16 protein-coding genes are annotated in these 15,977 nt (G+C 72.8%); 14 read left to right on the forward strand and 2 right to left on the reverse strand.

The genetic code is table 11. From position 1 onward, the window contains the following. Nucleotides 1-176: 176 nt before the first annotated feature. The 9 genes from HNR68_RS05035 (at nt 177) to HNR68_RS05075 (ending at nt 9,265) form a co-directional block, all read left to right on the forward strand. Nucleotides 177-608 (forward strand): OsmC family protein, encoded by a 432-nt coding sequence (locus HNR68_RS05035; RefSeq protein ID WP_179718109.1) that lies wholly within the window; start codon nt 177-179, stop codon nt 606-608. A gap of 56 nt (nt 609-664) precedes the next feature. Next, the gene (locus HNR68_RS05040) at nt 665-1,408 is read left to right on the forward strand and encodes a phosphoglyceromutase (protein WP_179718111.1); all 744 of its coding nucleotides are present in this window, start codon (nt 665-667) and stop codon (nt 1,406-1,408) included. Between the two features lie 254 nt (nt 1,409-1,662). Next, complete coding sequence (locus tag HNR68_RS05045) at nt 1,663-2,910, forward strand: sensor histidine kinase (protein ID WP_179718113.1); 1,248 nt, start codon at nt 1,663-1,665, stop codon at nt 2,908-2,910. Then, nucleotides 2,907-3,590 carry a winged helix-turn-helix domain-containing protein gene (locus HNR68_RS05050; RefSeq protein ID WP_179718115.1) on the forward strand — a complete coding sequence of 228 codons (684 nt, stop codon included), beginning with the start codon at nt 2,907-2,909 and terminating at the stop codon, nt 3,588-3,590. Before HNR68_RS05045 ends, HNR68_RS05050 begins: the two co-directional genes overlap by 4 nt. A 130-nt stretch (nt 3,591-3,720) precedes the next feature. Further along, nucleotides 3,721-4,749 (forward strand): Ppx/GppA family phosphatase, encoded by a 1,029-nt coding sequence (locus HNR68_RS05055; RefSeq protein ID WP_179718117.1) that lies wholly within the window; start codon nt 3,721-3,723, stop codon nt 4,747-4,749. Further along, the gene (locus HNR68_RS05060) at nt 4,746-5,837 is read left to right on the forward strand and encodes a hypothetical protein (RefSeq protein WP_179718120.1); all 1,092 of its coding nucleotides are present in this window, start codon (nt 4,746-4,748) and stop codon (nt 5,835-5,837) included. The genes HNR68_RS05055 and HNR68_RS05060 overlap by 4 nt, the downstream gene beginning before the upstream one ends. 96 nt (nt 5,838-5,933) lie before the next feature. Then, nucleotides 5,934-6,791, forward strand: a complete 858-nt coding sequence (locus HNR68_RS05065) for a sugar phosphate isomerase/epimerase family protein (RefSeq protein ID WP_179718122.1) — start codon at nt 5,934-5,936, stop codon at nt 6,789-6,791. A 118-nt stretch (nt 6,792-6,909) separates the two neighbouring features. Further along, entirely contained in the window at nt 6,910-7,698 is a 789-nt protein-coding gene (locus HNR68_RS05070) for an acyl-CoA thioesterase domain-containing protein (protein ID WP_179718126.1), read from the forward strand. A 340-nt stretch (nt 7,699-8,038) separates the two neighbouring features. Beyond that, entirely contained in the window at nt 8,039-9,265 is a 1,227-nt protein-coding gene (locus tag HNR68_RS05075; RefSeq protein ID WP_425502848.1) for an IS30 family transposase, read from the forward strand. 113 nt (nt 9,266-9,378) lie between these two features. Here the strand turns inward: HNR68_RS05075 and HNR68_RS05080 are convergent, their stop codons facing one another. After that, a complete protein-coding gene (locus HNR68_RS05080) occupies nt 9,379-11,007 on the reverse strand; it encodes a long-chain fatty acid--CoA ligase (RefSeq protein ID WP_179718128.1) in 1,629 nt (542 codons plus the stop codon). 155 nt (nt 11,008-11,162) lie between these two features. On the opposite strand from HNR68_RS05080, the gene proC reads away from it, so the two are divergent. From proC to HNR68_RS05105, 5 genes are all read left to right on the forward strand, one after another. Continuing rightward, complete coding sequence (proC, locus tag HNR68_RS05085) at nt 11,163-11,978, forward strand: pyrroline-5-carboxylate reductase (RefSeq protein WP_179718130.1); 816 nt, start codon at nt 11,163-11,165, stop codon at nt 11,976-11,978. Nucleotides 11,979-12,116: 138 nt separating this feature from the next. Further along, on the forward strand, nt 12,117-12,341 hold the full coding sequence (locus HNR68_RS05090) for a helix-turn-helix domain-containing protein (RefSeq protein ID WP_179718131.1): 225 nt from the start codon (nt 12,117-12,119) through the stop codon (nt 12,339-12,341). Nucleotides 12,342-12,544: 203 nt separating this feature from the next. Next, nucleotides 12,545-12,646 carry a 30S ribosomal protein bS22 gene (locus HNR68_RS05095; protein ID WP_003402602.1) on the forward strand — a complete coding sequence of 34 codons (102 nt, stop codon included), beginning with the start codon at nt 12,545-12,547 and terminating at the stop codon, nt 12,644-12,646. Nucleotides 12,647-12,773: 127 nt separating this feature from the next. Next, nucleotides 12,774-13,838: an NAD-dependent epimerase/dehydratase family protein gene (locus HNR68_RS05100; RefSeq protein WP_179718133.1), complete on the forward strand. Its 1,065-nt coding sequence runs from the start codon at nt 12,774-12,776 to the stop codon at nt 13,836-13,838. Further along, entirely contained in the window at nt 13,838-14,749 is a 912-nt protein-coding gene (locus HNR68_RS05105) for a lysophospholipid acyltransferase family protein (RefSeq protein ID WP_179718135.1), read from the forward strand. The genes HNR68_RS05100 and HNR68_RS05105 overlap by 1 nt, the downstream gene beginning before the upstream one ends. Before the next feature lie 273 nt (nt 14,750-15,022). Here the strand turns inward: HNR68_RS05105 and HNR68_RS05110 are convergent, their stop codons facing one another. Then, on the reverse strand, nt 15,023-15,943 hold the full coding sequence (locus tag HNR68_RS05110) for an HAD family hydrolase (protein ID WP_179718137.1): 921 nt from the start codon (nt 15,941-15,943) through the stop codon (nt 15,023-15,025). Between the last annotated feature and the right edge of the window lie 34 nt (nt 15,944-15,977).

Raw genomic sequence — 15,977 nt, forward strand, 5'->3', positions numbered from 1 at the left:
ACTGCTGTCGTTTGGTCAACGCGGGTGACGGCCGCCACTCCCGGGTCACGGAGCTGCGGTGATCACATAACTGTCGAGTGAACCCCGCAACCGATGTGCGGGTCTCGGTGCGGTGCGCGAGGCTGGGGGCGGCGGAGGGGCGGGGAGCCTCCGCGGACCCCAGCAGGAGCGGTGAGATGACCGATCGCAACGCCACCACGCAGTGGACCGGGGACCTGGAGTCCGGCTCCGGTTCCGTCACCCTCGACTCGTCGAACGCCGGCCAGTTCCCGGTCACCTGGGCCTCGCGCGCGGAGTCCCCGGACGGCCGCACCAGCCCGGAAGAGCTCATCGCCGCCGCCCACTCGGCGTGCTACTCGATGCAGCTGTCCGGGCTGCTCTCCGCGGCGGGCACGCCGCCGCGGTCGATCGACACCAGCGCCGAGGTCTCCTTCGGGCCGCGCGGCGACGGGTTCGCCATCACCGGCATCGCGCTCACCGTGCGGGCGGAGGTGCCGGGGCTGAGCGCGGAGGACTTCGCCGCGGTCGCGCAGAAGGCCAAGGAGGTCTGCCCGGTCTCGGTCGCCCTCGCGGGCACCACCATCACCCTCGACGCCGCGCTGGGCTGACCGGTGCGGCAGGCGCCCGGGGCGTGACCACCCGCTGTGCTCTATAGCCTGGGTGCATGACTTCGACCCTGGTGCTGCTGCGGCACGGTGAGAGCACGTGGAACGCCGAGAACCTGTTCACCGGCTGGGTGGACGTCCCGCTGTCGCCGAAGGGAGAGGGCGAGGCCAAGCGCGGCGGTGAGCTGCTGCGCGAGGCCGGTGTGCTGCCGGACGTGCTGCACACCTCCCTGCTGCGGCGGGCGATCTCCACGGCCAACATCGCCCTGGACGTGGCCGACCGGCACTGGATCCCGGTCCGCCGCGACTGGCGGCTCAACGAGCGCCACTACGGCGCGCTGCAGGGCAAGAACAAGAAGCAGACGCTGGAGACCTACGGCGAGGAGCAGTTCATGCTCTGGCGCCGCTCCTACGACACGCCGCCGCCGGAGATCGAGCTCGGCAGCGAGTACAGCCAGGACGGCGACCCGCGCTACGCCGGCCTCGGCGCGGAGCTGCCGCGCACCGAGTGCCTCAAGGACGTGGTGGCCCGCCTGCTGCCGTACTGGGAGTCGGCGATCGTGCCGGACCTCGAGGCCGGCCGCACCGTGCTGGTCGCCGCGCACGGCAACTCGCTGCGCGCGCTGGTCAAGCACCTCGACGGCATCTCCGACGAGGACATCGCGGGCCTGAACATCCCCACCGGCATCCCGCTGCGCTACGACCTGGACGAGGACTTCAAGCCGACCAACCCGGGCGGCACCTACCTCGACCCGGAGGCGGCGGAGAAGGCCGCGGCCGCGGTCGCCAACCAGGGCCGCTGACCCGACCGGGCGGTGGTGGGCACCTCCCGGTCGGCGCGCCGGAGGTGCCCACCAGTCCTCACTCTCGCGGGGGAGAGGTGGCGGGACGTGGCCGCGCGGGCGAACGCAGTGCGACCAACGGTCCCGCGGACGGTGAACGCGCTGCCAGCGGCGGGTGACGCAGAGGTGAAGAACTCCCCGGTTCGTGTCACGGGCATCACGGAACGCCCTCGTGGACTGGCCCCTCCCCACCCCGCCGCCCTTACGATGCTGGCGTGACCGCATTGGGCTACACCGCCCTGATCGTGGCCGTGCTCCTGGTGGGCGCGGCCGGTGGCTTCGGCATCGCGCGACTCCGCTTCTACGGTCGCGGCAGGCCGGAGGGGCCCACCGTTGCGGAACTGCTCCAGCGGCTGGTGCACACCAGCGCAGGCGGTGTCGTCGTGCTCAACAAGTTCGGCGACGTGGTGCTGCACAACCCGCGGGCCGACGAGCTCGGCATCATCCGCGACCACCGCGCCGACCCGCGCGCCCAGAAGGCCGCCCAGCAGGCCCTGGAGACCGGCGAAGCCGTCCCCGTCGACCTCTCCCCGCTGACCGAGCGCACCGCGCTGCGCGGTCGCGCCCCGGCCGCGGTGCTGGGTGAGGTCCGGCCGCTCGGCGACGGCTTCACCGTCGTCGACGCCGCCGACGAGTCCGAGTCGGTGCGGCTGGAGGCCACCCGCCGCGACTTCGTCGCCAACGTCAGCCACGAGCTCAAGACCCCGGTCGGGGCGCTCGCGCTGCTCGCCGAGGCGGTGCTGGACGCCGCCGACGACCCCGACGAGGTGCGGCGGTTCTCCACCAAGATCCTGCACGAGTCGACCCGGCTGGGCACCCTGGTCTCCGAGCTGATCGCGCTCTCCCGGTTGCAGGGCGCCGAGCGCCTGCCGGAGCTGACCACGGTCGACGTGGACGCCGTGGTCGACGAGGCGCTGAGCCGCTGCCGGATCGGCGCGGAGTCCGCCGGCATCGAGATCACCGTCGACGAGCCCTCCGGCCTGCTGCTGGACGGCGACCGGACGCTGCTGGTCACCGCGCTGAGCAACCTCATCGACAACGCCGTGGCGTACTCGCCGCCGGGCAGCCCGGTGTCGATCAGCCGCCGCCAGTCCGGCGACTTCGTGGAGATCGCGGTCACCGACCGCGGCATCGGCATCGAGCCCGAGTACCACGAACGCGTCTTCGAACGGTTCTTCCGGGTCGACCCGGGCCGCTCCCGCGCCACCGGCGGCACCGGCCTCGGCCTGGCCATCGTCAAGCACGTCGCCGCCAACCACGGCGGCGAGGTCAAGCTCTGGAGCCGGCCCGGGACCGGCTCCACCTTCACGCTCCGGGTGCCCAGGCACGGCGCTCGCACGACAGACGGCCAACCGGCCGCCGAGCCGGGACCGGCGGCAGCGGACCACCAGGTCGGTGCCGCCCGTCCCGGGGACGAGGGTGCAGACGGGGTCACAACCGTCGAAACGGGAGGAGTCCGGTGACCAGGGTGCTGATCGTGGAGGACGAGGAGTCCTTCGCCGACCCGCTCGCGTTCCTGCTGCGCAAGGAGGGCTTCACGCCGTCGATCGCGGCGACCGGTCCGGAGGCGTTGGACGAGTTCGACCGCAACGGCGCGGACATCGTGCTGCTCGACCTGATGCTGCCCGGCATGAGCGGGACCGACGTGTGCAAGCAGCTGCGCCAGCGCTCCTCGGTGCCGGTGATCATGGTGACGGCCCGGGACAGCGAGATCGACAAGGTCGTCGGGCTGGAGCTGGGCGCGGACGACTACGTCACCAAGCCGTACTCGGCGCGCGAGCTCATCGCCCGGGTGCGCGCGGTGCTGCGCCGCCGCGGCGGCGAGGCGGAGGAGCAGCAGCCGCAGGTGCTCACCGCGGGGCCGGTGCGGATGGACGTGGAGCGGCACGTGGTCACCGTCGACGGCGAGGACGTCAACCTGCCGTTGAAGGAGTTCGACCTGCTCGAGTACCTGCTGCGCAACGTGGGCCGGGTGCTCACCCGCGGTCAGCTCATCGACCGGGTGTGGGGCGCGGACTACGTCGGTGACACCAAGACGCTGGACGTGCACGTCAAGCGGCTGCGCTCGAAGATCGAACCGAACCCGGCCGACCCGCGCCACCTGATCACGGTGCGTGGTCTCGGCTACAAGTTCGAGGCGTGACCGGCACGCGTGACCAGGAGCACCCGGCGCACCAGCGGACCAGGTCCGGGTGCGGACGGCCCAGCGCGGGTGGGCCGTTCGCGGGCCCACCCGACCCCTGGTCGTGTGCGCAGCCGGTAACTTGTCGGTCATGCGCCTAGGGGTGCTCGACGTCGGATCCAACACGGTCCACCTGCTGGTGGTGGACGCGCACCGTGGTGCCCATCCGACCCCGATGACATCGGAGAAGACCGTGCTGCGGCTGGCCGAGCGGATCGGCGCGCACGGCGGGAGCCTCAGCGAGGACGACGCCGCCGAGCTGGTCCGCACGGTCGCCGACGCGCAGGAGGCGGCGGTCGCGGCCGGGTGCGAGGAGCTGATGGCCTTCGCCACCTCCGCGGTCCGGGAGGCTGACAACGCCGCCGAGGTGCTCGACCGGGTCACCGACGAGACCGGCATCAAGCTGGAGGTGCTGCCCGGTGAGGACGAGGCCCGGTACACCTTCCTCGCCGCGCGCCGGTGGTACGGGTGGTCCGCGGGCAACCTGCTGGTGCTCGACATCGGCGGTGGCTCGCTGGAGCTGGCGATCGGCATCGACGAGCAGCCCGACCTGGCGGTCTCGCTCCCGCTGGGAGCCGGGCGGATGGCCCGCACCATGCTGCACGACCCGCCCCGCCAGGACGAGGTCAAGAAGCTGCGCGAGTGGCTGCAGGGCCAGCTCGCCCCCACCGCCAAGCAGTTCCGCAAGCTCAGCCGGCCGGACCGGGCGGTGGCCAGCTCCAAGACCTTCCGCTCGCTGGCCAGGCTGACCGGGGCCGCCCCGGCCTCCGCCGGTCCCCGGGTGCGGCGCACCCTCACCGCGACCGGGCTGCGCCAGCTGATCAGCTTCATCACCCGCATGTCGTCGAAGGACCTGGGCGGCCTCGACGGGGTCAGCTCCGCGCGGGCGCACCAGCTCGTCGGCGGTGCGCTGGTGGCGGAGGCCACCATGAGCGCCCTGGAGCTGGAGGAACTCGACATCTGCCCCTGGGCGTTGCGCGAAGGGGTCATCCTGCGGCGGCTGGACCACACCAACGGAGACAGTCACACTGCCATCCAGACCCGGGAGGCGCTGCAGCTCGCCGGGGTTGAGGACGGAACTGGACGCCGGACGGAGCACGGGGCACGGTGGGAGCGATGAATCGGGACAGCGGGGCCGATCAGCCCACCCAGCGCACCGTGGCGGAACTGCTGGCCGAGTACGGCGGGGGCGCCCAGAAGAGCAGCCGCCGGCGGCGCAGGCGCGCGGAGGACCCGAGCGAGACCGCGCCGCAGGCGATCATCGAGCGCGTGCTGTCGGACAGCGGGCAGATGCGCGCCGTGCAGCCCGACGCCGACGCACCGCAGTACCGCAGCCACCGGGCCGCCGGCCGCCGGTCGCCCGCTCCGCCACCACCACCCGCGGCCCAGCCACCGGCGGCCCAGTCCCCGGCGGCCCAGTCCCCGGCGGCGCCGCCACCGGCCCCGGCGCCGGAACCGCCCGCGCCCGCTCCGGAACCGCCTGCCGCCGAGGCGCCCGCGGAGCCGCAGTCCGGTCCGAGCTACTGGGCGAAGCGGTTCGCCAGCGGCGGGGGCAGCGCTCCGCCCCCGGCCCCGGCGGCCCCGGCTCCGCCGCCCGCCGAGGACGCGGAGGCGACCATCCAGCAGCCCGCGCTGCGCCCGGACGCGTCCCCGGCACCGCCCGCCGCGGCGCCGCCCCCGGAGGGCGCCACCGAGCAGCTGCCGCGCGTGGCCGCGCCGGTCCCGCCGCCCCCCGAGGACGGCACCGAGGTGCTGGCGGTCCCGACCGCTGCGCCGGAGGAGGCCGAGGAGGAGCCGGCGCGCGCGGACGAGGACCCGTACGACTTCGACTACGACGAGCCCGAGTACGCCGAGGAGGACGACGACTACGACCCCGAGCTGCCCGCCGGCCTGGACGCCGACGACTACCGCGCGGACGACTCCGAGGAGGAGGCGGAAGCGCCGTCGCCGGCCAAGGAGTGGGGCACGCTCGCCGCGCAGGGCGTCGCCGGTCTGGTCGGTGGCGGGGCCGTCTGGTTCGGGTTCCGCTGGCTGTGGGGCTTCCACGCGCTGGCGGCCCTGGCCGCGGCACTGCTGTTCACCGGTCTGCTGGTGCTGGTGGCGTGGAAGTTCTTGCGCAACAACGACCTGCAGACGATCCTGCTCGCCGTGCTGGTCGGGCTGTTCTGCACGGTCTCGCCGGCCGCGCTGCTGCTGATCAGCCATTGAGCCGCGCGCCGTCCCCGCCCGGCGGGTGTGAGCTGCGCTCCTCCTGCGGGGCCGACGCGTGACCCCGGAACGATCGTCGGTCATCCTTGGCAGGACATGACAGTGCAACCGCCACCGCGCGAGGACGCCCCCGGACGCATCCCGGTCGGGTTGTCCAGCGCCTCGGTGTGGCCGCAACCGGCCCGGGCCGCGTTCGAGATGGCCGCGGACCTCGGCTTCGACGGGGTCGAGGTGATGGTCTGGGCGGACGCGGTCAGCCAGGACGTGGCCGCGCTGCGCCGGCTCTCCGACCAGCACGGGGTTCCGGTCCTGGCGGTGCACGCGCCCTGCCTGCTGATCACCCAGCGGGTCTGGTCACCGGAGCCGGAGGAGCGGCTGCGGCGGGCCGTGGTGGTGGCCGGCGAGCTCGGTGCGTCCACAGTGGTCGTGCACCCGCCGTTCCGCTGGCAGCGCCGCTACGCCGACGGGTTCAGCGACCTGGTCGCGGAGCTGGAGGAGACCAGCGGGATCGCGGTCGCGGTGGAGAACATGTTCCCGCTGCGCCCGCCGAGCACGCTGAACCGGCTGCGCGGCGCCAAGGCCGGCGGCCTCTCGGCGTTCACGCCGTCGCCGGACCCGACCGAGGTGGGCTACCGCAACTACACGCTCGACCTCTCGCACGCCGCCGCCGCGCACGTCGACGCCATCGACCTGCTCAAGCGCATGAAGGGCGGGCTCGCGCACGTGCACCTGGCGGACGGGACGGGGGCGCCCCGGGACGAGCACCTGGTGCCGGGCCAGGGCAACCAGCCCTGCGCCGAGGTCTGCGAGGCGCTCGCGGCGGACGGCTACCGGGGGTCGGTGGTGCTGGAGGTCAACACCCGCAAGGCGCGCACCCGGCAGCAGCGGGCGGCCGTGCTGGCCGAGGCGCTGCGCTTCACCCAGGAGCACCTGCGGCCGCTGTCGTCGACCTGACCGGCTGGCGGGCTCGACCGGAGCCTGATGATCAACTTCGATCAAGGTCACTAGAATCGGTGACCATGAACCCGTTGCGCGCATCGGTCTTCGAGCGCATCCGACCCCTGGACCGCACGTGACCGAGGCCCTGGACCCCTTCGCGGCGGCCACCTCGGTCCGCCCGCTCGGCGACGGCACCTTCGTCGCCCACCTGCACCCCGGATGGGCCGTGGGCGAACGCCCGCACGGCGGCTACCTGCTGGCCCTGCTGACCAGGGCGCTCGGCGAGACGACCGGGCTCGCGCCGCTGGCGGTGAGCGCGCAGTACCTGCGCCCGCCGCGGGTGGGGCCGGTGCTCATCCGCACCGAGCTCCTCAAGGCGGGCAAGACGGTGACCGTGGCCCGAGCGGTGCTCGAGCAGAGCGGGAAGACCTGCGTCGACGCCACCACCACCCTCGGCAAGCCGCCGGAGGACGAGCCGACGTGGGCGGACCTGCCCGACATGCCGGTGAACCCGCCGTCGAACGCCATCGACCTCAGCGCCGGGGAAGCGCGGAAGTTCTTCTTCCTGGCGCAGGTCTGCGACATGCGGCTGGACGCCGACACCGCCGAGTTCCTCGACGGGCGCACCGGGCCGCCGCGGCTGCGGATGTGGGTCCGGCCCCGGGAGGGCCAGCCGGACCTGCTGTTCGGCCTGGTCGCGGGAGACCTCTCGGTGCCGGTCACGCTGAACCTGGCCCGCTTCGGCTGGGCACCCACGGTGCAGCTGACGGCCCTGCTCCGCGCGGAACCGGCGAACGGCTGGCTCCGCCTGGCGGTCGACTGCCGGGCCGTCCACGGCCAGTGGTTCGACGAGGACGTCACGGTGGTGGACTCGGTCGGCCGCCTGGTCTGCCAGGCCCGCCAACTCGCCCTCTCCCCCTGAGCCGCGCGGCACCGGCCTCGTGAGCACGCGAGTCCGGCGGAAGTCGGGCACGCGAGCTCCGCTGGGATCGCGGACCTCCGGCGTGTCGGGCGACGACACGCCGGAGCGTCACCCCCGACCCGCGCGACTGGAGCGGGAACCGGACGTCCGATCCCCGTCGGGATCGCGTCGACCCGGTCGCAGACCGCGGCCGCGGAGGGACCGGGGTCGAGCGGTGAGCGGCGCGAGCGCCCACGGCGAGCAGCGGTGCACGACCCTGCACAGGGGTGGAGGGCACCCTTCTCCCGGTGAGCTCGGGTTCTAGCGGTGGTTGCAACGCCTGATTTGTTCAGGGGTTGCGGTGTTCGAGATCCGTCAGGACAGGTCGCCTCAGGGGTGTAAGAAGTTGCTTGCTGAGCGCGAGGTCTATTTTGATCTTGTGGCGCGGGGTGTGGGCACGGTTGAGGCATGCCGGATCGTGGGGGTCAGCCGCACGACCGGGTATCGGTGGCGATTCGGCCGACGGGCGGGGCGTGGGACCACGTGTTCTTGCGCCCCGCCGTCACCTCCGGCTCGTGCCCGGCCCGAGGTGTCGTCCCGGTTTTTGTCTCAGGACGAGCGGCTGGTGATCGCTGACCTGCGTCGGGCCGGCCTGGGTGTGCGGGCCATCGCAGGCGAGCTGGGGCGTGATCCTGGCACGATCAGCCGGGAGCTGCGGCGCAACAGTCATCCCGGTAGCGGTGACTACCGGCCCTATGCCGCTCAGGCTCGCGCCGAGGCGCGCCGCGCCCGGCCGAAGACCGGCAAGATCGCCGCCCATCCCGAATTGCGTGAACGGGTGCAGGGCATGCTCGACGACCGGTACAGCCCGGAGCAGATCAGCCATCGGCTGCGCCGGGACCATCCCGACCGCCCGGAGCTGCACGTGACCCACGAGACGATCTACCAGGCCCTTTATGTCCAAGGTCGCGGCGGACTGCGTCGTGAACTGGCCCGGGCGCTGCGCACCGGCCGTACGGTGCGCCGACCCCGCCGGACCACCGAGCAACGCCAGTCCCGCTTCACCGCACCGATGCTGATGATCAGCGACCGCCCGGCCGAGGTCGCGGACCGGGCCGTGCCCGGCCACTGGGAAGGTGACCTGATCCTCGGTGCCGGCGGGGCATCCGCGATCGGCACACTGGTCGAGCGCACCACCCGCTACGTGCTGCTGGTCCACCTGCCAGAACGACACGACGCCGAAACCGTCCGCGACGGCCTCATCACCACCATCCAGACACTGCCCACCCACCTGAAACGGTCCCTGACCTGGGACCAAGGCGCTGAGATGAGCCGCCACCACGAGTTCACCCTCGCCACCAACATCCCGGTCTACTTCTGCGACCCTCACTCGCCCTGGCAACGCGGCAGCAACGAAAACACCAACGGCCTGCTCCGCCAGTACTTCCCCAAAGGCAGCGACCTCTCTGTCCACACCCCCGACGACCTCGCCGCCGTCGCCGCCCAACTCAACCGCCGACCACGCAAAACGCTCGGCTGGGACACCCCAGCCGAGCGCCTGACTAAACTCCTGACCCAAACCAATTGATCAACCGCGTTGCAACGACCCCCCGAAACCGCCCAGTCGGCGGAAGGTGCCCTCCACCTCGTTCCAGGCCGCGGCGGGCACCGGCGGCCGGGGTGCTGCCGAGGTAGCTGGGTTCAGCCGAGGCGGGTGACGTCGAGTTCGCCGTCGGCGTGCTGCTGGCGGAGGCGCTTCTTGTCGAACTTGCCGACGCTGGTCTTCGGCGCCTCCGGGATGAACGTCCAGTACTCCGGCAGCTGCCACTTCGCCACCGAGCCCGCCAGGAAGTCGCGCAGCTCCGCGGGGTCCACCTGCTCGCCGTCGCGCAGCACCACCGCGACCAGCGGCCGCTCCGACCACTTCTCGTCCGGCACCCCGATCACCATCGCCTCGGCGACCGCGGGGTGGTCCATCACCTTGTTCTCCAGCTCCACCGACGAGATCCACTCGCCGCCGGACTTGATCACGTCCTTGGCCCGGTCGGTGAGCCGCAGGAAGCCGTCCGGGCTGATGTGCCCGACGTCCCCGGTGCGCAGCCAGCCGTCGTGGAACTTCTCCGGGTCGGCGTCGCCGTAGTAGGAGGCGGTGACCCACGGCCCGCGGACCTCCAGCTCACCGACGCTCTGGCCGTCCCACGGCAGCACCTGTCCGCCGTCGCCGACCAGCCGCGCCTGCACCCCGGCGGGCAGCCGCCCCTGGCTGGCCCGGTACTCCCACACCCGCTCGCCGGTGACGCCCGCCGGCGGCCGGGCGACGCTGCCCAGCGGCGAGGTCTCCGTCATGCCCCAGGCGTGCACCACCGGGATGCCGTACTGCTGCTCGAACGTCTTCATCAGCGACGGCGGGCAGGCCGCCCCGCCGACCACGACCTCGCGCAGCGACGACACGTCGTGCGGGTCGTCGGCCAGGTGCTTCAGGACGCCCTGCCAGATCGTCGGCACCGCCGCCGCCATCGTCGGGCGCTCGTCCGCGATCATCCGCACCAGCGGCTCGGGCTGCAGGAACCGGTCCGGCATGATGATCGAGGCGCCCACCATGAGCGCCGCGTACGGCAGGCCCCAGGACATCGCGTGGAACATCGGCACGATGGCCAGCGCGCGGTCGGCCTGCGACAGCGCCATCCCGTCGGTCATGCACACCTGCATCGAGTGCAGGTAGATCGAGCGGTGCGAGTAGACGACGCCCTTCGGGTTGGCCGTGGTGCCGGACGTGTAGCACATCGCCGCGGCCGACCGCTCGTCCAGCTCCGGCCAGGGGAACTCGGTCGGCTGCCCGGCCAGCAGCTCCTCGTAGCCGTGCACCTCGATGCCCTGCGGCGCCTCCAGCGCTGCCGCGTCCCCGCCCACGACGACCACGTGCCGCACCGTCCGCAACTCCGGCAGCATCGTGCTGAACAGCGGCACCAGCGTCGCGTCGACGAGCACCACCTCGTCCTCGGCGTGGTTGGCCACGTAGACGAGCTGCTCCGGGAACAGCCGGATGTTCAGCGTGTGCAGCACGGCGCCCATCGCCGGCACCGCCAGGTAGGCCTCCAGGTGCTCGGCGTTGTTCCACATGAACGTGCCGACCCGCTGGTCGCCGGTGACGCCGAGACCGCGCAGCGCGTGCGCCAGCTGCGCCGCCCGGCGGCCGACGTCGGCGTAGCTGCGCCGCCGAGAACCTTCGCCGGTCCACGTGATGACCTGGGCCGACGCGCCGTGCGGGCCGCTGCCCTGCTCGAGGATCCTGGTGATCGACAGGGGCGCGTCCTGCATGGTGCTGAGCATGGTCGAGAGCTCCTTCGGTCTGGATCGTCGGCTGTGGCGGGGCCTGTGGTGGCAGACACAGTAGTTGTTGAGATCGCGTTGCGGGAGGCCTCGCGCCGGTGCTCGCGGGGACGGCAGATGTCGTTCGCGGAGCGTGGTCTGGCACCCTGAGCGGCATGACGACGATCGCAGTGCTCGGAGCCGGGAAGATCGGGGAATCGCTGCTGTCCGGGCTGCTCAAGGCCGGGCGCGCCCCGGCGGACCTGCTGTTCACCGAGCGGTTCCCGAACCGCGCCGCCGAGCTGTCGGAGACCTACGGCATCACGCACGTGAGCGTGGCCGACGCGGTGCGGCGCGCGGACGTCATCGTCGTCGCCGTCAAGCCCCAGGACATCGAGCCGCTGCTCGACGAGGTGGCCCCGAACCTGCCCAGCGGCAAGCTCGTGGTGTCGCTGTGCGCGGGGCTGCCCACCTCGCTGTTCGAGCGGCGGTTGCCCGAGGGCACCGCGGTGGTCCGGGTCATGCCGAACACGCCGATGCTGGTCGGCGAGGCCATGAGCGCCATCTCCGCCGGCTCCTGCGCCACGGACGCCGACCTGGAGCTGGTCGAGGAGCTGCTCGGCAGCGTCGGCAAGGTGGTGCGCGTGCCGGAGAGCCAGCAGGACGCGGTCACCGCGCTGTCCGGGTCCGGCCCGGCGTACTTCTTCTACCTGGTCGAAGCCATGATCGACGCGGGGATCCTGCTCGGCATCCCGCGCGCCACCGCCGCGGACCTCATCGTGCAGTCGGCGGTCGGCGCCGCCGCGATGCTCCGCGAGGGCGGCGGGCACCCGGTGATGCTGCGCGAGGCGGTCACCTCGCCCGCCGGCACCACCATCGCGGGCATCCGGGAGCTGGAGAAGCACGGCGTCCGGGCCGCGCTCATCGACGCCATCGAGGCCGCCCGGGACCGCTCCGTGGAGCTCGGCGCGGCGCACGAGGACCGCGACTGAACGACGGGCGAATACTCAGGTAGTTCGGCCATCGCAGGCTCCCCAACCGTCCCGCTACTCTCGATGGAGCACGTGCGTGAGGTTCCCGTCGGAGGGGAAGCCGACGGGCGCGACACGTGCCGAAGGGCACGGTGAAGCATGTCTGCCAACTCCGAACCCAGCCAGCAGGCGCCTCCCGGCATGGGGCAGGTGCGGTTCCTCACCGTCGCTGAAGTCGCCAAGCTGATGCGGGTGTCGAAGATGACGGTGTACCGGCTCGTCCACGCCGGCGAGCTGCCCGCAGCACGCGTGGGCCGGTCGTTTCGAGTGGCGGAGAAGGACGTCCACGCCTACTTGGAGAGCGCCTACTACAACGCGGGCTGACGCGGACGGGCACCGCCGTCGGCCGCCGCGGGCAGCGCGCCGCGGCGGCGGGCGAGCGGTGCCCAGCGGCGCTTCCGGGACCACGGCGGCGGGTGGCCGGTCCAGGGCAGGTAGAGTTGAGGGCTGGTCGTGCCTGGTGCGCTCGTCGCGGCTGCACCGGCGCGGGAGACGTTCGAACTGCCGTCAAGAGTGAAGGAGTCCGCATGGGCTCGGTCATCAAGAAGCGCCGCAAGCGCATGTCCAAGAAGAAGCACCGCAAGCTGCTCCGCCGGACTCGCGTCCAGCGTCGCAAGTTGGGCAAGTGATCTGCGCACCGCCGCCGGCCCGGGGTCGGCGGCGGTGTTGTCTGTGCGGGCCCTCGACCGGCCACCGCGGCGCCGCGGTGGCGGTAGCATCACGCGTGGTGACCGTGGTCGAGACGCGGGGAGACGCATGGGCCCGAACGTCGTGCTGGTGACCGGGGTCAGCCGCTTCCTCGGCGGGCACCTCGCCGCGCGGTTGGCCGCCGATCCCACGATCGAGCGGGTGCTGGGCGTCGACACCGTGCAGCCCGGCCGCGACCTGCTGCGCCGGATGGGGCGCACCGAGTTCGTCCGCGCCGACATCCGCAACCCGCTGATCGGCAAGGTCATCGCCCGCGCCGGCGTCGACACCGTGGTGCACGCGGCGGTCGGCACCCACCCCGGGCCCGGCGGTCGCGACGCGGTCAAGGAGATGAACGTCATCGGCACCATGCAGCTGCTGGCCGCCTGCCAGCAGGCGCCGTCGGTGCGCAAGCTGGTGGTCCGCTCGACCTGCGCGGTGTACGGGGCGAGCTCGCGGGACCCCGCGGTGTTCACCGAGGACATGGAGCCCAAGGACCTGCCGTCCTCGGGCTTCGCCAAGGACGCGGTGGAGGTCGAGGGCTACGTGCGCGGTTTCGGCCGGCGCCGCCCCGACGTGGACATCACCACGCTGCGGTTCAGCAACCTCATCGGGCCGCGCATCGACGCGGTGCTCACCCGCTACTTCGCGCTGCCGGTGGTGCCGACGGTGTTCGGCTTCGACGCGCGGCTGCAGCTGCTGCACTCCGAGGACGCGCTGGCGGTGCTGGAGCGGGCGGCGCTGAACGACCTGCCCGGGGTCTACAACGTGGCCGGCGACGGGGTGCTCATGCTGTCCCAGGCGATCCGGCGGGCCGGGCGGGTCGCGCTGCCGCTGCCGGGCCCGGCGGTGCTGCCGGTGACGCAGTTCTTCCGCGGCGCGCGGCTGGTCGACTTCTCCCCGGAGCAGCTGCGCTACCTCGGCTTCGGCCGGGTGCTGGACACCACCCGGCTCCGCGAGCGGTTCGGGTTCGCCCCGCGCTGGACCACGCAGCAGGCGTTCGACGACTTCGTCCGCGGACGGGACCTGCGGCCGGTGGTGGACCCGGAGACCGTCCGGGCGGCCGAGCGCGGCATCGGGGACCTGCTGGTGAAGCTGCGCGGACCGTTCTCCGCGCGGGACGTGGGGTCGTGATGGCGGATGCGCAGGTGATCCCCTTGCGGCCGGAGGACCGGCGGCGACCGGCCCCGGAGCCCGCCGAGCCGGGCTGGGAGGAGGCCGTCACCGAGGTGCTGGCCTTCGCCCGCCGCCGGCTGCTCGGCGACTACGAGGTCGACGAGTTCGGCTTCGACCAGGAGCTGACCGACGAGGTGTTCCTGCGGCTGCTGCGGCCGTTCTACGAGAAGTGGTTCCGGGTGGAGGCGATCGGCACCCACCACGTGCCCGCGGACCGCGGCGCGCTCGTGGTGGCCAACCACTCCGGCACGCTGCCGTGGGACGCGCTCATGACGACCGTGGCGCTGCACGACCACCACCCGGCGTCGCGGCACCTGCGGATGCTCGGCGCCGACCTGGTGTTCCGGACGCCGGTGCTCGGCGCGCTGGCCCGCAAGGCCGGGCACACGCTGGCCTGCAACCCGGACGCGGAGCGACTGCTGACCAGCGGCGAGCTGGTGGGCGTCTGGCCGGAGGGCTTCAAGGGCATCGGCAAGCCGTTCAAGGACCGCTACAAGCTCCAGCGGTTCGGGCGCGGCGGGTTCGTCTCGGCGGCGCTGCGCACCGGGGTGCCGATCGTGCCGTGCGCCATCGTGGGCGCGGAGGAGATCTACCCGAAGCTCGGTGACATCAAGCCGCTGGCCCGGCTGCTCGGGGTGCCGTACTTCCCGGTCACGCCGCTGTTCCCGCACTTCGGCCCGCTGGGCGCGGTGCCGCTGCCGTCGAAGTGGTACATCGAGTTCGGCGAGCCGATCGAGACGACGGACTACCCGGAGGGCGCGGCGGACGACCCGATGCTGGTGTTCGGCATCAGCGACCAGGTCCGCGAGACCATCCAGCACACCCTCTACCGCCTGCTGGCCCAACGCACCAACGTCTTCCTGGGGTGAACCTCGTGCCGGGCGCGCGGAGTCGCGTCCCCGGCGACGGGCCGGGAGGGGTGCTCGGCGCGCATCGTCGACGTGCCGGTGGACCGCCGGGGGCGGAGGCGCCGGGCTCGTCACCGGCTGATGGTGACCACCCAGGTGATGCCGAAGCGGTCGGTGCACATGCCGAAGACGTCGCCCCACACCTGCGTCTCCAGCGAGACCGCGACGTCTGGCGGTCCGCGATCCCCGTGGGGATCGCACGTCCGGTCTCCATCGAGGTGGTGGCCCCAGGGGTCAGGAGCGGTCGCGGTGGCGGTAGGCGAGGCCCGCGGCGATCGCGCCCGCGATGGCGCTCGCGCCGAGCATCGAGTTCAGGCCGATGCGGGCCGCCTTGCGGCCGGTGCGGAAGTCGCGGATCTCCCAGCCGCGGGTGCGGGCGATGTCGCGCAGTCGCTGGTCCGGGTTGACCGCCACCGCCGTGCCCACCACCGACAGCATCGGGATGTCGTTGGCCGAGTCCGAGTAGGCCGTGCAGCGGCGCAGGTCGAGGCCCTCGCTGGCGGCCAGCGCGCGCACCGCGTGCGCCTTGGCCCGCCCGTGCAGCATCTCGCCGACCAGCCGCCCGGTGTAGACGCCGTTGGCGTTCTCCGCGACCGTGCCGAGCGCGCCGGTCAGGCCGAGCCGGCGGGCGATGATCTGCGCGAGCTCGACCGGCGTCGCGGTCACCAGCCACACCCGCTGCCCGGCGTCGAGGTGCATCTGCGCCAGCGCCCGGGTGCCCGCCCAGATCCGGTCGGCCATCAGCTCGTCGTAGATCTCCTCGCTGAGCTCCACCAGCTCGGAGACCTTGCGGCCGGCGACGAAGGACAGCGCCTGCTCCCGGCTGGCCTGCATGTCCTGCTGGTTCTCCCGGCCGCCGACCCGGAACTTCAGCTGCTGCCAGGCGAACCCGGCCAGGTCGGTGGCGGTGAGGAACTTCCGGGCGGCCAGGCCTCGGGCGAAGTGGAACAGCGAGGCGCCCATCATCATGGTGTTGTCGACGTCGAAGAACGCCGCCGCGGTGAGGTCAGGTGGGGCCGCCAGCGAGCCGTCCGGACCGGGGGCCGCCGCCACGGCTGCTTCCGCCGAGGCCCGACCGGCCACCTTCGCGCTGTCGACCCGCGTGCGCAGGCCGCGCTGCTCCGCGCCATCGGCCGAGCCCTGACGTGTCGGCACCGCCGCGCCTCCTCGGGGTCCTCCGGAGTGTTCG

Origin of the sequence: Saccharopolyspora hordei (assembly GCF_013410345.1) — a bacterium.
Lineage (GTDB): Bacteria > Actinomycetota > Actinomycetes > Mycobacteriales > Pseudonocardiaceae > Saccharopolyspora > Saccharopolyspora hordei.

What these genes read in the sequence shown, in the direction of transcription:
- HNR68_RS05060 (WP_179718120.1), top strand. Translation starts at nt 4,746, where the DNA reads ATGAATCGGGACAGCGGGGCCGATCAGCCCACCCAGCGCACCGTGGCG.
- HNR68_RS05105 (WP_179718135.1), top strand. Translation starts at nt 13,838, where the DNA reads ATGGCGGATGCGCAGGTGATCCCCTTGCGGCCGGAGGACCGGCGGCGA.
- HNR68_RS05095 (WP_003402602.1), top strand. Translation starts at nt 12,545, where the DNA reads ATGGGCTCGGTCATCAAGAAGCGCCGCAAGCGCATGTCCAAGAAGAAG.
- HNR68_RS05065 (WP_179718122.1), top strand. Translation starts at nt 5,934, where the DNA reads ATGACAGTGCAACCGCCACCGCGCGAGGACGCCCCCGGACGCATCCCG.
- HNR68_RS05035 (WP_179718109.1), top strand. Translation starts at nt 177, where the DNA reads ATGACCGATCGCAACGCCACCACGCAGTGGACCGGGGACCTGGAGTCC.
- HNR68_RS05040 (WP_179718111.1), top strand. Translation starts at nt 665, where the DNA reads ATGACTTCGACCCTGGTGCTGCTGCGGCACGGTGAGAGCACGTGGAAC.
- HNR68_RS05090 (WP_179718131.1), top strand. Translation starts at nt 12,117, where the DNA reads ATGTCTGCCAACTCCGAACCCAGCCAGCAGGCGCCTCCCGGCATGGGG.
- proC (WP_179718130.1), top strand. Translation starts at nt 11,163, where the DNA reads ATGACGACGATCGCAGTGCTCGGAGCCGGGAAGATCGGGGAATCGCTG.
- HNR68_RS05080 (WP_179718128.1), bottom strand. Translation starts at nt 11,007, where the DNA reads ATGCTCAGCACCATGCAGGACGCGCCCCTGTCGATCACCAGGATCCTC.
- HNR68_RS05100 (WP_179718133.1), top strand. Translation starts at nt 12,774, where the DNA reads ATGGGCCCGAACGTCGTGCTGGTGACCGGGGTCAGCCGCTTCCTCGGC.
- HNR68_RS05055 (WP_179718117.1), top strand. Translation starts at nt 3,721, where the DNA reads ATGCGCCTAGGGGTGCTCGACGTCGGATCCAACACGGTCCACCTGCTG.